The organism is Micromonospora sp. NPDC057141, assembly GCF_042670805.1.
Classification (GTDB): domain Bacteria; phylum Actinomycetota; class Actinomycetes; order Mycobacteriales; family Micromonosporaceae; genus Micromonospora.
Map to the genome: position 1 here is coordinate 40,921 of NZ_JBHUVA010000041.1, position 13,696 is coordinate 54,616.

The 13,696-nt window shown below is 73.8% G+C and carries 13 protein-coding genes; 6 read left to right on the forward strand and 7 right to left on the reverse strand.

All coding sequences use genetic code 11. The features are described from left to right. Positions 1-966, reverse strand: a complete 966-nt coding sequence (locus ACFT41_RS20315) for a DUF5715 family protein (protein ID WP_377588516.1) — start codon at positions 964-966, stop codon at positions 1-3. Between the two features lie 434 nt (positions 967-1,400). Next, positions 1,401-1,718 (reverse strand): cellulose binding domain-containing protein, encoded by a 318-nt coding sequence (locus tag ACFT41_RS20320; RefSeq protein WP_377588526.1) that lies wholly within the window; start codon positions 1,716-1,718, stop codon positions 1,401-1,403. On the opposite strand from ACFT41_RS20320, the gene ACFT41_RS20325 reads away from it, so the two are divergent. Continuing rightward, positions 1,717-3,423 (forward strand): DEAD/DEAH box helicase, encoded by a 1,707-nt coding sequence (locus ACFT41_RS20325; protein WP_377588517.1) that lies wholly within the window; start codon positions 1,717-1,719, stop codon positions 3,421-3,423. The two genes, ACFT41_RS20320 and ACFT41_RS20325, sit on opposite strands and share 2 nt — an antisense overlap. A gap of 50 nt (positions 3,424-3,473) precedes the next feature. On the opposite strand, the gene ACFT41_RS20330 is transcribed toward ACFT41_RS20325, so the two are convergent. After that, positions 3,474-3,845 carry a DoxX family protein gene (locus ACFT41_RS20330; RefSeq protein ID WP_377588518.1) on the reverse strand — a complete coding sequence of 124 codons (372 nt, stop codon included), beginning with the start codon at positions 3,843-3,845 and terminating at the stop codon, positions 3,474-3,476. A 109-nt stretch (positions 3,846-3,954) separates the two neighbouring features. On the opposite strand from ACFT41_RS20330, the gene ACFT41_RS20335 reads away from it, so the two are divergent. After that, positions 3,955-4,464, forward strand: coding sequence for a MarR family winged helix-turn-helix transcriptional regulator (locus ACFT41_RS20335; RefSeq protein ID WP_377588519.1), 510 nt, complete (start codon positions 3,955-3,957; stop codon positions 4,462-4,464). Between the two features lie 94 nt (positions 4,465-4,558). On the opposite strand, the gene lon is transcribed toward ACFT41_RS20335, so the two are convergent. Beyond that, entirely contained in the window at positions 4,559-6,889 is a 2,331-nt protein-coding gene (lon, locus tag ACFT41_RS20340) for an endopeptidase La (RefSeq protein ID WP_377588520.1), read from the reverse strand. Positions 6,890-7,158: 269 nt separating this feature from the next. Here lon and ACFT41_RS20345 point away from each other — a divergent pair, with 269 nt between their 5' ends. Then, complete coding sequence (locus ACFT41_RS20345) at positions 7,159-7,506, forward strand: Lsr2 family protein (protein WP_377588527.1); 348 nt, start codon at positions 7,159-7,161, stop codon at positions 7,504-7,506. Positions 7,507-7,719: 213 nt separating this feature from the next. Here the strand turns inward: ACFT41_RS20345 and ACFT41_RS20350 are convergent, their stop codons facing one another. Then, entirely contained in the window at positions 7,720-9,000 is a 1,281-nt protein-coding gene (locus ACFT41_RS20350) for a hypothetical protein (protein ID WP_377588521.1), read from the reverse strand. 275 nt (positions 9,001-9,275) lie between these two features. Continuing rightward, positions 9,276-10,169, reverse strand: coding sequence for a DUF2726 domain-containing protein (locus ACFT41_RS20355; RefSeq protein ID WP_377588522.1), 894 nt, complete (start codon positions 10,167-10,169; stop codon positions 9,276-9,278). 190 nt (positions 10,170-10,359) lie between these two features. Between ACFT41_RS20355 and ACFT41_RS20360 the strand changes: the two genes are divergently transcribed. Continuing rightward, the gene (locus ACFT41_RS20360) at positions 10,360-11,499 is read left to right on the forward strand and encodes a DICT sensory domain-containing protein (RefSeq protein WP_377588523.1); all 1,140 of its coding nucleotides are present in this window, start codon (positions 10,360-10,362) and stop codon (positions 11,497-11,499) included. 21 nt (positions 11,500-11,520) lie between these two features. Here the strand turns inward: ACFT41_RS20360 and ACFT41_RS20365 are convergent, their stop codons facing one another. Then, the gene (locus ACFT41_RS20365; protein ID WP_377588524.1) at positions 11,521-12,219 is read right to left on the reverse strand and encodes a CBS domain-containing protein; all 699 of its coding nucleotides are present in this window, start codon (positions 12,217-12,219) and stop codon (positions 11,521-11,523) included. A 220-nt stretch (positions 12,220-12,439) separates the two neighbouring features. Between ACFT41_RS20365 and ACFT41_RS20370 the strand changes: the two genes are divergently transcribed. Both ACFT41_RS20370 and ACFT41_RS20375 read left to right on the forward strand, forming a co-directional pair. After that, positions 12,440-13,015, forward strand: a complete 576-nt coding sequence (locus tag ACFT41_RS20370; protein WP_377588525.1) for a hypothetical protein — start codon at positions 12,440-12,442, stop codon at positions 13,013-13,015. A 213-nt stretch (positions 13,016-13,228) separates the two neighbouring features. Next, entirely contained in the window at positions 13,229-13,597 is a 369-nt protein-coding gene (locus ACFT41_RS20375; RefSeq protein ID WP_377613950.1) for an FKBP-type peptidyl-prolyl cis-trans isomerase, read from the forward strand. Positions 13,598-13,696 lie beyond the last annotated feature (99 nt).

Genomic DNA, 13,696 nt, shown 5'->3' on the forward strand with positions numbered 1-13,696 from the left:
TCAGACCCCCATCTCGGCCTCGTACGCGCGGCGGAACCGCGCCCGGGCGGCGGGCGCGAGGCACAGGTGCCAGGCCTGCCCCTCGTCGACCACGTTGATCTCCCCGGCCTGCTGCCGGGCCAGCAGCACGCCGGCCAGCACGTCCCGGGCGCCGAACCGCTGGAACCAGGCCAGCTCCACGTCGACGGCGTAGCCGAGGCAGTGGCCGCTGGGCACCATCGCGGCGTAGCCGAGGCGGCGTAGCTGGTGCTGGTACTCGGCGCTGCGCACCAGGCTGGTCACCCACAGGGGCGGGGTGCCGGGTGGCGCGCTGCGGGCGAACTCGCGGCCGATGTCGTTGAGCAGGCCGATCACCTCGCGCCGGGCCCGGCGGAACTTCAGGCCGGCGGTGCGCGGTCGGGCGTCGGGGAGCAGCCGGCGGCGTACCGCCCGCGCACCCCGGCCGACGATGGTGGCGGGCTGCTCCTGGTAGCGGAAGCGGAGCAGGTCGCGGCGGCGCAGCCACTCCAGGTCGACCAGGTCGCAGCTGGCGTGGACCTGCGCGTCGGTCATGAACGTCGCGGCGTCGCGCCACCACATCACGTCGATGCGGGAGAGCAGGTAGATCCGGACGAGGGCGGCCAGGTCACCGGCGGAGCTGCGCGCGTTGGGCTGGTAGCGGGCCATCTCCAGCAGCAGCGTCTCCCGGGCGCCGACGAGGCCCTGACCGGTGGCCTCGAGCACCGCGGCGATCGCCGGCTCGCGCAGCCGCTCGTCGAGCAGCACCTGTCGGGCCCCCGCCGAATCCGGATCGGCCAACGCGCCGACCTCGACGAGCAGGTCCGTCACGGCGCCCCGGTAGGCGTCGAGGTCGGGTGCCGGCGGAACCGGGCGGGGGGCGACGCCCCGCGGCACGCGCCGCGCCGGGGTGGTGGACGCGACGGAGGTGCCGGGCTGCTGGCCGGAGCTTCGGCTGGGCACTCGCATGGTCGGGTCCTCTCCCCCGGTACGAACACGGAACGGTCGCTGGTCAAAAAGACCGTAACCACGAGGGGCCAGGATGGACCGAACATTCCTCCCATCTCCCCCGAATGCGCACTACCGGAGTCGCGCTACCAGCAGGCCGGCCCGGCGGCGTACATCGACGGCGACCGGTGCGCCCGGCTGACCCAGATCGCCATCTGGAAACACCCGCCGGATCGAGCACGGCTGCTGAGGCAGCGATGGTCCCACGCCGATTCCGTGCTGGTGCCGCGTCGGATGGAGCAGGACGGCCGGGGTGGGTGCGGCACCCCGGCCGTCCGCCCGGGCCTCGATTCCGATCGGAAGAGGCCCCTGACCAGTTTCACCGAACGTCGCCGGTCCCGCAGCCCTGTTCGCCGACTGAGCACGCGGCGGGCGGGATTCGTGACGGACCGGGATCAGGCCGGCACCGGGTCACCACAGCGTGCAGGCGGTGCCGTCCGCGACCTCGGCACCGCTCTGGCTGAACTTTCGGGCCAGCCCTGGCTGAGCTGCTGGCCGGCGGTGAGGCGGAAGGTCAGGGTCCACGACCACCACGTCGCGACCGAGCTGTTGGCGACGGTCAGGTTGCCGCTGAATCCGTTGCTCCAGTTGTTCGGAAAGCGGTTACCCGACGAACTGACGCTCCGGCGGTCCCCGTCGCGGCTGCTGGCCGGTGACGACGTTGTGCAGGTCGCCGCAGCGGGCCGGCCGGGGTGATGAAAAGCTTTGCCCATGAGTTCCGCACCCGTATCGACCGACCCCACCGCCCCCGCCGACGAGGCCACCGCCTTCGCGGATCTCGGGCTGCGTGCCGAACTGCTCGGCGCGCTGTCCGCCCTCGGCTACGAGGAGCCGACCCCGATTCAGCGTGAGGCGATCCCTCCCCTGCTTGCCGGACAGGACCTGCTCGGTCAGGCGGCCACCGGCACCGGCAAGACGGCCGCGTTCGCGTTGCCGCTGCTGCAGCGGATGCCGGACGGACGGGCCGGTGGGGAGCCGGTGGCTCTGGTGCTGGTGCCCACCCGCGAGCTGGCGGTACAGGTGTCGGAGGCGTTCCACCGCTACGGCAAGGACCTGGGCGCCCGGGTGCTGCCGATCTACGGCGGCCAGCCGATCGGCCGTCAGCTGCGCGCCCTGGACATGGGGGTGGACGTGGTGGTGGCGACCCCGGGACGGGCGCTGGACCACATCGCCCGGGGCACCCTGCGGCTGGGCGGCCTGGCCACGGTGGTGCTCGACGAGGCCGACGAGATGCTCGACATGGGCTTCGCCGAGGACATCGAGGCGATCCTGGAGCACGCCCCGCAGCAGCGGCAGACGGTGCTGTTCTCGGCGACCATGCCGTCGCGCATCGACGGGATGGCCCGCCAGCACCTGACCGACCCGGTGCGTATCCAGATCGGCCGGGAGCAGCAGGTGGCCGGCGAGTCGCCCCGGGTGCGGCAGAGCGCGTACATCGTGGCGCGGGCGCACAAGCCGGCGGCGCTGGGCCGGGTGCTGGACGTGGAGTCGCCGACCGCCGCCATCGTCTTCTGCCGCAGCCGGGAGGAGGTGGACCGGCTCACCGAGACGATGAACGGCCGGGGCTACCGCGCCGAGGCGCTGCACGGCGGGATGAGCCAGGAGCAGCGGGACCGCGTGATGGGCCGGCTGCGCGCCGGCACGGCCGACCTGCTGGTGGCCACCGACGTGGCGGCCCGGGGGCTGGACGTCGAGCAGCTCACCCACGTGGTCAACTACGACGTGCCGTCGGCCCCGGAGTCGTACGTGCACCGCATCGGCCGGGTCGGGCGGGCGGGCAGGGAGGGGGTGGCGATCACCCTCGCCGAGCCGCGCGAGCACCGGATGCTCAAGACCATCGAGCGGGTGACCGGCCAGCGCATCGCCATCGACAAGATTCCCACGGCAGCCGACCTGCGCACCCGGCGGCTGGAGCTGACCCAGGCGGCGCTGCGGGAGAGCCTGCTGGAGGACGACCTGGAGCCGTTCCGGGTGATCGTGGAGTCGCTGTCGGACGAGTTCGACCTGATGGAGGTCGCGCTCGCGGCGGTGAAGCTGGCCCACGAGGCCGCCTCCCCGGGCTCGGACGACGACGAGGAGGAGATCCCGCAGGTCGCGGTCCGCCCGCCCCGCGAGGCGCGCCCGGGGCAGGAGGGGCGCGGCGGCGAGCGCCGGCCGGGCCGGCCCCGCTCCGGGGGCACCACGCAGGTGTTCATCGGGCTGGGCCGACGCGCCGGGGTGCGCCCGCAGGACCTGGTCGGAGCGATCACCGGGGAGACCCGGATCAGCGGCCGGGACATCGGCTCGATCGAGATCGCCGACCGGTTCTCGCTGGTCGAGGTGCCGGCCGCCGTGGCGGACGAGGTGATCGCCGGGCTGCGGGGCAGCACCATCAAGGGCCGCAAGACGACGGTACGCCGCGACCGCGACCGCCCCTGACGACCGTGGGCGGCCGGCCCGCGCCGGTGGGTGCGGGCCGGCCGCGCCGGTCAGAACGCGTACGGGCCGAACCGCCCCCAGGCGACGACGAGCGCCGCGACCAGCAGCACGGCGGTGAACGCGGCCCCGGGATACTCCTTGGCCCGGGCGTGCACGACGACGGCGCCGGCCATCACGATCGCCGCGCCCACGGCGGCCAGCGGAGTCAGCACGGTGGCGATGCCGGTGAGGGCGGGCAGGATCAGGCCGATCGCGGCGAGCACCTCGAGCGCGCCGAGCGCCTTCACCGCGCCTTCCGGCGCGCCCTCGACCCAGCCCATCTTCTCGCGCAGCTTCTCCTTGGGCTGGGTGACCTTGGTGAGCCCGGCGCCGGCGAAGACCAGGGCGAGCAGGACCTGCAGGGCCCACAGGACGATGTTCATGGGGGTGCCTCCACGGGGAGCCGCCGCACAGGCGGTCAGATACTTGATGCTTCAAGCACCACCGTACGAGCGAATACTTGAAGCGTCAAGTATCCGCTAGGCTGACGACATGGAACCCACCCGCTGGCTGACCGACGGCGAGCAGGAGATCTGGCAACGCATCCTGGCCGTGCTCACCCTGCTGCCAGCCGAACTCGACGGACAGTTGCAGCGTGACGCGGACCTGACCCACTTCGGCTACGGGGTGCTGGCGATGCTGTCGGAGGCCCCGGGCCGGTCGCGCCGGATGAGCGAGCTGGCCGCCCTCGTCAACGGCTCGCAGTCCCGCCTGTCCCACCTCGTCGGCCGGCTGGAGCGCCGGGGCTGGGTACGCCGCGAACGCGCCGACGACGACGGCCGGGGGTCGGTGGCCGTGCTCACCGACGCCGGGTACGCACACCTGGCGGCGTCCGCCCCGGGGCATGTCGCAGTGGTCCGTTCGCTCGTCTTCGACGCGCTGACCCCGGCACAGGTCGCGCAACTCGGCGAGATCACCGCCGCGCTGCTGACCCGTCTCGCCCCGCTCGGCGGCTGCCCGGCGGCCCCGGCCCGGGGCGGGCGCACCCCCGACGCGCAGTGACCCGGCCGTGCCGCGCCCGCGCGCCCGGCGAGCTGCTGCGCGGCCGAGGCCGTTAACAGGGGCCCCCTGCTATCAAGGGGCCCCTGCTTACACCTCAGGCGGCCGTGAGGGCCGGGTCGGTGCGGGTGTCGGCGTCGGCCGGGCGCAGCGCCAGGGCGAGCACGTCGGCGACGTCGGCGAGGGTGTGCACGGTCAGCGCCCCGCGTACCTCGGCCGGCAGGTCGTCCAGGTCCGGCTCGTTGCGCGCCGGGATGATCACCTCGGTCAGGCCGGCCCGGTGCGCGGCGAGCAGCTTCTGCTTCACCCCGCCGATGGGCAGCACCCGCCCGGAGAGGGTCACCTCGCCGGTCATCCCGAACTCGGGACGCACCGGCCGGCCCGTCACCAGCGACGCCAGCGCCGTCACCATGGTGATGCCGGCGCTCGGCCCGTCCTTCGGCACCGCGCCCGCCGGGACGTGCAGGTGGATCCGCCGCCCGGCGAGGGCGTTCGGGTCGATGCCGAACCGGCGCCCGTTGGAGCGCAGGTACGACAGCGCGATGTGCGCGGACTCCTTCATCACGTCGCCGAGCTGGCCGGTCAGGGTCAGCCCCGGCTCGCCCTCCATGCTGGTGGCCTCGATGAAGAGCACGTCGCCGCCGGCGCCGGTGACCGCGAGGCCGGTGGCCACGCCGGGCACCGCCGTCCGCTCCGCCGACTCCGGGGTGAACCGGGGCCGCCCCAGGTAGCGGGCCACGTTGTCCGCGTCGACCCGCACCGGTGCCGGGTCGGTCGCCAAGGCGACGGCGACCTTGCGCAGGATCTTCGCCAAGGCCCGTTCGAGCTGCCGGACGCCGGCCTCCCGGGTGTGTTCCCCCGCGATCAGGGTGAGGGCCTCGTCTGCGACGGTGACCTCCTCGGCGGTCAGCCCGGCCCGCTGGAGCTGCCGGGGCAGCAGGTGATCTCGGGCGATGTCGACCTTCTCGGCCTCGGTGTAGCCGTCGAGGGTGACCAGTTCCATCCGGTCCAGCAGCGGGCCGGGGATGGCCTCCACCACGTTGGCGGTGGCGAGGAAGAGCACGTCGGACAGGTCGAGGTCGACCTCCAGGTAATGGTCGCGGAAGGTGTGGTTCTGCGCCGGGTCGAGCACCTCCAGCAGGGCGGCGGCGGGGTCGCCGGAATACCCGACGGCCAGCTTGTCGACCTCGTCGAGGAGCACGACGGGGTTCATCGAGCCCGCCTCGCGCAGGGCGCGGACGATCCGGCCGGGCAGCGCGCCGACGTACGTGCGTCGGTGGCCCCGGATCTCCGCCTCGTCACGGACGCCGCCGAGGGAGACCCGGACGAAGTTGCGCCCGAGCGCCCGGGCCACGGACTCGCCGAGGCTGGTCTTGCCGACGCCGGGCGGGCCGGCGAGGGCGAGCACCGCGCCGGAGCCGCGCCCGCCGACCACGCCGAGGTTGCGCTCGGCGCGGCGGTTGCGCACCGCCAGGTACTCCAGGATGCGGTCCTTGACGTCGGCCAGGCCGGCGTGGTCGGCGTCGAGCACGGCGCGGGCCGCGGCCAGGTCGGTGTGGTCCTCGGTACGCGTGGTCCACGGCATGTCGAGGACCGTGTCGAGCCAGGTGCGGATCCATCCCGCCTCCGGGGCGGCGTCGCTGGCGCGCTCCAGCTTGCCGACCTCGCGCAGCGCCGCCTCGCGGACCTTCTCGGGCAGCGTGGCGGCCTCCACCCGGGCCCGGTAGCCGGCGGAGCCGTCCGGGGAGTCCTCGCCGAGCTCCTTGCGGATCGCGGCCAGTTGCTGGCGGAGCAGGAAGTCACGCTGGGACTTCTCCAGGCCCTCGCGCACGTCGCTGTTGATCCGCTCGGTGACCTCCTGCTCGGCCAGGTGGTCACGTACCCAGCCGACCAGCAGTTCCAGCCGGGCGGTCACGTCCGCGGCGGCGAGCAGTTCGGTCTTCTGCGCCAGGGTGAGCCAGGACGCGTAACCGGCCGCGTCGGCCAGCTCGGAGAGATCGGTCAGGCGCTCCATGGCGTCGATGACCTGCCAGGCGCCGCGCTGTTGCAGGACCGAGGTCATCAGGGCGCGGTACTCGCGGGCCAGGTCCCGGGCCTTTCCGGCCGGGGCGGGTTCGTCGAGCGGGGTCGCCTCGACCCAGAGGGCGGCACCGGGCCCGGGGACGCCGGAGCCGATCCGGGCCCGGGACAGGCCGCGGACCACGGCGGCCGGTTCGCCGTCGGGCAGCCGGCCGACCTTCCCGATGGTGGCGATCACGCCGACGGAACCGTACCCGCCGTCGATGCGAGGTACGGCGAGGAGCTTCTTGTCGCCGGTCGCGCGCGCGGCGTCGACCGCGGCCTGGGTGGTGGGGTCGAGGGTCACCGGGACGACCATGCCGGGCAGCAGGACGGCGTCGGTGAGGGGAAGTACCGGAAGAGTTGCCATCGAACACCTGCCATCGCATTGACTTGAGCGTGTCAGGCTCAAGTCCCGGCCGACCCCCCTTGTTCCGGGATGTGACCCGGGACACCCCGGGCACCCCGCCGCGCAGGCAGCCCGGGGTGAACGCATACTGGCAAATTCCACCGACGGGAGCGAGATTGCATCGCGGACAACTCGACGCGCCGAATGCAAACGCGGCATATTCTTGCGGATTTGCCCAGGGATACGTCAAACTCGTAACACACCCCGCCCCACACAAGGAGTAATTGGCGATGGCCCGGAAAGTAATCACCGTCTTGACTGACGACCTCGACGGCGGGAAGGCGGATCGGACCGTCGAGTTCAGCCTGGACGGCGTGGCGTACACCATCGATGTGTCCGACGAGAACGCCGGCACCCTCCGGAAGGCACTCGACCCCTACATCAACGCGGGCCGGCGAATCGGCCGAGGACCGGTCGACGCCGGCCGGAGCGTCCGCCGCCCCGGCCGGGCTCCGGTCTCGGGAATGGATCGCGAGCAGAACCGGGCGATCCGGGAATGGGCCACCAAGAACGGCTACGAGATTTCCGACCGGGGCCGCATCCCCGTGTCCGTCGTCGAGGCCTTCAAGAGCCGCTGAGCCGGGGCGCCGCGCCCACCATCCGGAACACCGGGGCCACGCTGGGATTCGGCGGTGGCCCCGGACCCTTTCCGGCCGCAATTCCCACGGCCTGCCCCGGATGCCGCACCACACCCGGCCACGCGCTCCCGACACGGCACGGAACGCGCCCGGGCCGCCCGGGGCAGGTGCTGCCCCGGGCGGCCCGGGTGTGCGTGCGGTGCGGCCGTCGGGTCAGTTGACCTGGATCCGCACCACGTCGATCGCGGGCGTCTGGTTGGCCCGCTCCATCATCGGGATACGGTGCGAGCCGTCACCGGCCCAGACCGAGCACTGGGCGGTGCCCGACTGCGGCAGGCCCGGCACCTGGATGATGACGTCGTCCGGCTGCGAGCCGCCCCGACCGTCCTCGGTGGCCACGAAGAACGCCGGCACATCCTGCGGGTTCGGGGGCTGACGGGTGCTGTTCAGCATCCGGCAGGCCGTGTGGAAGTGACCCCGCACCAGGCCCTGCCCGTTGAGCAGGGAGCTCTCCACGTAGTAGCCGCCCTGGCCTGCGGCCAGGAACCGGTCCCGGACCAGGTTGCGGGTGGTGACCCGCAGCTGGAACGCCTGGTTGCGCTGGACCTGGTTGGGGAACTGCGTGATCAGCAGCGACGGGTTGTTGGCCGCCGCGCCGACCTCGCCGAACGCGGTGCTGACGCACCGGTTGCCGTTCTGGAAGCCGTCGTGCGGTTGCAGCTGGCTGTTGCCGCAGTCCTTGGCGAGGACGCCGAGGCCGTTGCCGTTGTTGTTCCCACCGTTGTTGCCGTTGTTCTGGCCCCCGTTGTTGTTGCCGTTGTTGCCGTTCTGGCCGCCGTTGTTGTTGCCGGCGTTGGGGTTGGCGCCGACGGCGAGCTGGCACGTGGCGAGCTGGTCGAGGCCCTGCGGCCGCTGCGCCACCCGGCCGATGGCGATCGCGATGCGGTCAAGGGTCGCCCGGCGCTTGTCGGCCAGCGGCCCGAGGATCGCGTTCTGGATGAACTGCCCGCCGTTCTTGCCGTCGGCGGCCAGCCGCTTGTTCGCCTCGTCGATCTGCGTCTTGAGCAGGTCGAGGTTGCGGTCCACCTCGGCCTTGGCGGCGGCCGGGACCGGGGGCAGCTTGCTGGCGACGTCGGGGCAGGCGATCGTCGAGCCCGCCGGGGCGGCGTTGGTGTTGGCGTTCGTGGCGGCGCCGCCGGCCTTGAGCGACTGGCACTCCGCGACCGACATCTGCCCGTCACCCCAGTGGTTGCGCACCCACCGGCCGTTCTGCCACGTCTGGGTCGTGCTGCTGCCGATGTTCGAGGTCGCGCCGGGGCTGGGCGCCACGCACGACGCCGCCGCGGCACGGGTGGTCGTCCGCCGGTCCCCGGCGGACGAGATCTGGGTCACGGCGACGATTCCACCGAAGACCGCAAGCGTGCCGACAACGGCCAGCAGCCGCTTGCTCCGTGCGTTACCGGATGACCGGCGCGCCCGTGGGGACCTGCGCATCGAATTGTTCTCCTTCTCGATCCGGTAGTTGACTCGTGACCCCGTCGGACCGATGAATTCGGGTGGGACGCCTCGGCGAGGATCACTGCGACGTTCCGGTCGCGTGTCGATGACCGACGATGCCCTTTCCTCATCGTCGTCGCGCCGGCCGGCGCGGCGGGGAGATCCGTGTCCATTCGGGCTGGAGTACGGAGCCGCGACGGCCAGGGTTCAACCCGGATACGGGAAATTTGTGGAGAGCCGAAGAGAGCTGGTCGCCCCGGTGGAAGCGCCGGTCAGCCCGCGCAGAGGTGGTCGAAGGCGAACCCGTCCCGCATCTCGTCGCGGCGCTCCCGCAACCGGAGGATGTCCCGGTCGAGCTCGTCGCGCGCCACCAACTCCGGAGCGGCCTCCTCGACGTCGCGCAGCCGCTCGCCGACCGCCACCGCCGCCAGGTCCTCGGCGAACCGGCCCGCGTCCACGCCGCAGGAGAAGCGCTGCTGGACGACCTCGACCCGTTCCACCAGGCACCGGCCGGGACGCACCTCCACCCAGCTCCAGCCCTCCACCGGCCCGTCGGTCCAGCGCACGTGCAGGCCCCGGACGATCGGGTCGACCAGTCGGCGGGACACGTACGCCTCCACGGCCGCCGCCCGGGCGAGAGCGCCAAGGTCGTTGACGTGGCCGCTGCGCCCGTCCGGCAGCCGGCCGACGATCTCCCGGAACTCCACGGGCGTGGCCGCACCCGGGTCGTCCTGCCCCGGCTCCGGCCGGACGACGTCGGCATAGGCGCGGGCGTCGATGACGTACTCCACGATCCGCCGGCCGTGGTCGGCGGCGCGCAACGTGGGCGAGGCGATCCGCAGCACCGGCAGGCCGACCGCCGCGCAGACCGCGTTCTTCATCCGCTCGGCGCGCTGCGCGGCGGAGCCGGCCGGGGCCGGCGGCCCGATCTCGACGGCGAACAGCGGCCGTCCGCTGTCGCCGGCACACACCACGTGGTCGAAGCCCTCCCGGCCGGCCGAGTTCCACTGGTGGCCCGTGACGCCCGGCGGACGGCCGTGCACCAGCTCCCCCAGCCGCCGGGCCCCGTGCACCACCTGGCCGGCGCGGGTGAGGACCGGAGCCCGCCCGGTCGACGCCGCGACCGGGCGCAGCAGGGAGCCGTGATCACTACCGGTGCGCGTCATCCGCCTGTTCCGTCCGTCGGGCCGTCGACGGCCCGAGTGTAGGACGCCGAACAGGACGTCCACCTCGCCGGTGCGGCCCGCGCCGGGTCACCGGTCCGGGTCACCGGAAGCCCGGCGGGGACGCTCCCGGCCCCGGGCCGGGCCGGGGTCGACGGATGCGGCCGACGGTCCGATTCTCTAGGCTCAGCGCGTGCTGCACAGTGGACGGGCTCCGGGACTTCTGACCAAGCGCAGCCTCGTCGCTGTCTCCCACGCCATCGAGAGCGCCGCCCTGGCCACCGCCGAGGACGGTCCGCTCGTGGTGATCGCGCTCTTCCAGCGGATGCCCTACTTCGACCGGGAGCGGGCGGTCTACGAGCGGATCGCGGCCTCGGCAGCGGCGACCGTGGTGGGCCTGGTCGGGCAGCGCCCCGAGTCGCTGCCGGCCGGCGCGTGTGGGGTGGCCCTGGACGAGGCCGAGGACCTGGCCCGGGAATGGAGCGTGGTGGCGCTGACCCCCCGGTTCGGCGCGGCCCTGGTCGCGTACGACCGGGCGGAGGTCGAGCAGGCGGCCACCCTGGAGTCGGGTCGGCTCTTCGACGGGCGGTGGGGGTTTCGCCGGGACGAGGCGCTGCACGAGGTCGTCCGGCTGCGCGACCGGCTCGCCGACCGACTCCCCGGCGCGGTCCGGCTCGCCGTGGAGGAGACGCTGGCCCGGGTCCGGGACCTGCCCGCCACGCCCGGCGAGGCGCGCGGTGAGGCGGCGTTGCGGCTGATGTTCTCCCGCGCCGAGCGGGCGGCCCGGGCCCGCCGGCCGGGCGGGGCGGGCGGACGGGACCACAGCACCGGCACGGCCGTCGTGGAATCGACCCCGCTGCTGGACGAACCGGGGATGCGCCGGTGGACCGGCGCGGACGGGGTCACCGCCTCGGGCACGCTGCCGCTGGCGCTGATCGGCCTACGGGTCGACGAGCCGGCGGGCGCGCCGGAGCGCTTCGGCCGCCGCAGCGCCGCCCGGGAGGCGCAGGCGGTGACCGGGGCGGTGACCGCCCCGCTGCGCCCGGTGGACCGGGCGGTACGCCTGTCCGACCAGGAGTATCTGCTGATCCTGCCGGCCCTGACCGAGGAGCAGGCGGTGACGGTCGCCGGTCAGGTGCACGAGGCGGTCGGCGGCCTGGCCCGGTCCTATCCCTTCGTGGCCTTCGCGGTGCACGCGGCGGTCACCGTGACCAGCCGCCGGCCGTTGCCCGTGGTCGACGTCCGGCACGCCGTCGGGTGGGCCGCCCGGGAGGGCGTGCCCGTCGCCCGGCTGGCCCCGGAGTCAGCCGAGGTGCCCGCCGGGCAGCCGTAGGCGTGGCGGGGCGGCCGACGGTCAGGCCACCGGGGTGACCTGGCCGTCGGCGAGCTCGACGAGAGTGTCGTCGTCGACGTCGTACGCGATGGTGTTGACGACGCGGACGACGCCGCCGACCTGCGCGGCGAGCCGGCCGGCGAGGTCGACCGCGCTGCGCCGGTCCAGCCGCCCGTCCAGGGTCACCTCGCCGTCGCGCACCCGCACGGTCACCAGCCCGTCCCGCACGGCAAGCACCCTCCGCAGGACCTCCCGCACCACCTCCTCACGGATCTCGGCGTCGGTGCGCAGGTGTACCCGCAGCAGGTCACCGCGGGTGACGATGCCGACCAGCCGGCCGAGGTCGTCCAGGACGGGCAGCCGCCGGACCGCGTCCCGCTCCAACTGCCGCGCCGCGGCCGGCAGGGACGCCTGCGGGTACGTCGTCACCGCCGGTGCGGTCATCAGGTCCCCGGCGACCAGGGCGGCGGCCTTCTCCCGGGCCGCCCGGCGACGGCGGCCCCCGAAGACCCGCCGCTCGTCCGGGTGCCCGACCCGTTCGATCTTGTGCAGCAGGTCCGTTTCGGAGACCACGCCCAGCACCCGGCGGAACCCGTCGACCACCGGCACGCCGCTGATGCCCCGACGGACGAGCACGTCCACGATCTGCCGGTACGGGGTCTGCTCCCCCACCGTCGCGACGTCCTCGGTCATCACGTCGCCCACCTGCCAGGTCCTCATCACGACCTCCCTGCCGCCGTCGTCACGCCCGACGCTACGCGGCGCGCGGGGGCGGCCGGCAGAGGCCGTGGGCCGGGGCCGGGACGGCCGACGGACCGGGTGGACCGGGGTCGAAGGTCCCGGTCCGAAGCGGACCCATCGGCCCTGACGGGCCCACGGGTGACGGATGTCCAATGGAACTGCCACCGGGAAGCGCGCGGTGCGAGGGACAGGAAGGGACGTGGACATCATGACCGCGACGATCGAGCGGACCACCGCCAGGACCACCGCCCCGGCGGCCGAGACCACCCGGACGACCGAGACCACCCGGGAGCGGGCCACCCGGTACGTCCTGGCCGGCATCCGGCTCGCCCTGGGCTGGACCTTCTTGTGGGCCTTCCTCGACAAGATGTTCGGCCTCGGCCACGAGACCGCCGCGAAGAACGCCTGGATCAACGGCGGCAGCCCCACCAAGGGCTTCCTGAGCTTCGGCGCGGCCGGCCCGTTCAAGGGCCTCTACAACGGCATCGCCGGCGCCGCCTGGGCGGACTGGCTGTTCATGGTCGGCCTGGCCGCGATCGGCGTGGCCCTGCTGCTCGGCGTCGGCACCCGGATCGCCGCCACCGCCGGTGGCCTGCTCCTGGTGATGATGTGGACGGCCGTCCTGCCCCCCGAGAACAACCCCTTCATGGACGACCACCTCATCTACGCCGCGGTGCTGGCGGTCCTCGCCCTGGTCGGTGCGGGCGACACCCTCGGCCTCGGGCGGGCCTGGAAGCGGCTGGCCATCGTCCAGCGGTTCCCCTGGCTGAGGTGACCGGCAGGCAGCACGGACCCGGCGGGCGTCACCTTCCGAAGGTGACGCCCGCCGTCGCGTACGCCCGGCCGGGCCACCGCCCGCCCCGGCGGTGACGGTGGGCGGGCCGCCCGGCAGCCTGCCGACGGAGGGACCGATGGAGATCGGCGGATCGCGATCCGGCAGGATCGACGGGACCGCAGTGGACGCACCACCGAGCAGGAGGCGTACGGCATGGACAAGCCCGAAATCGGCCCGATCGAGGGCGCGCCGCCCGCCGATCTCGTCATCGAGGACATCACCGTCGGCGACGGCCCGGAGGCTCAGCGGGGTCAGCGGGCCACCGTGCACTACGTGGGCGTGGCCCACTCGACGGGTCGCGAGTTCGACGCGTCGTGGAACCGGGGCGACGCGTTCGAGTTCCCGCTCGGCGGCGGTCGGGTCATCGCCGGCTGGGACCAGGGCGTCGTCGGCATGCGGGTCGGCGGCCGGCGCAAGCTGACCATCCCGCCGCACCTCGGGTACGGCAGCCAGGGCGCCGGCGGCGTCATCGCGCCGGGCGAGACGCTCGTCTTCGTCGTGGACCTGCTCGGCGTGCGCTGACCCGCGTCAGCTCCCCGGCCGGGGTCGGCAGGCGGCCTCCGTTGCGGCTCTTCAAGGACTGCACGGTGCGCATCGACGGTTCCGAGGCCCGCCTCCGCC

Excerpts from the sequence above, each read along its gene's own strand:
- ACFT41_RS20315 (WP_377588516.1), bottom strand. The coding sequence starts at position 966 with ATGCGAGTGCCCAGCCGAAGCTCCGGCCAGCAGCCCGGCACCTCCGTC.
- ACFT41_RS20325 (WP_377588517.1), top strand. The coding sequence starts at position 1,717 with ATGAGTTCCGCACCCGTATCGACCGACCCCACCGCCCCCGCCGACGAG.
- ACFT41_RS20320 (WP_377588526.1), bottom strand. The coding sequence starts at position 1,718 with ATGGGCAAAGCTTTTCATCACCCCGGCCGGCCCGCTGCGGCGACCTGC.
- ACFT41_RS20330 (WP_377588518.1), bottom strand. The coding sequence starts at position 3,845 with ATGAACATCGTCCTGTGGGCCCTGCAGGTCCTGCTCGCCCTGGTCTTC.
- ACFT41_RS20335 (WP_377588519.1), top strand. The coding sequence starts at position 3,955 with ATGGAACCCACCCGCTGGCTGACCGACGGCGAGCAGGAGATCTGGCAA.
- lon (WP_377588520.1), bottom strand. The coding sequence starts at position 6,889 with ATGGCAACTCTTCCGGTACTTCCCCTCACCGACGCCGTCCTGCTGCCC.
- ACFT41_RS20345 (WP_377588527.1), top strand. The coding sequence starts at position 7,159 with ATGGCCCGGAAAGTAATCACCGTCTTGACTGACGACCTCGACGGCGGG.
- ACFT41_RS20350 (WP_377588521.1), bottom strand. The coding sequence starts at position 9,000 with ATGCGCAGGTCCCCACGGGCGCGCCGGTCATCCGGTAACGCACGGAGC.
- ACFT41_RS20355 (WP_377588522.1), bottom strand. The coding sequence starts at position 10,169 with ATGACGCGCACCGGTAGTGATCACGGCTCCCTGCTGCGCCCGGTCGCG.
- ACFT41_RS20365 (WP_377588524.1), bottom strand. The coding sequence starts at position 12,219 with ATGAGGACCTGGCAGGTGGGCGACGTGATGACCGAGGACGTCGCGACG.
- ACFT41_RS20375 (WP_377613950.1), top strand. The coding sequence starts at position 13,229 with ATGGACAAGCCCGAAATCGGCCCGATCGAGGGCGCGCCGCCCGCCGAT.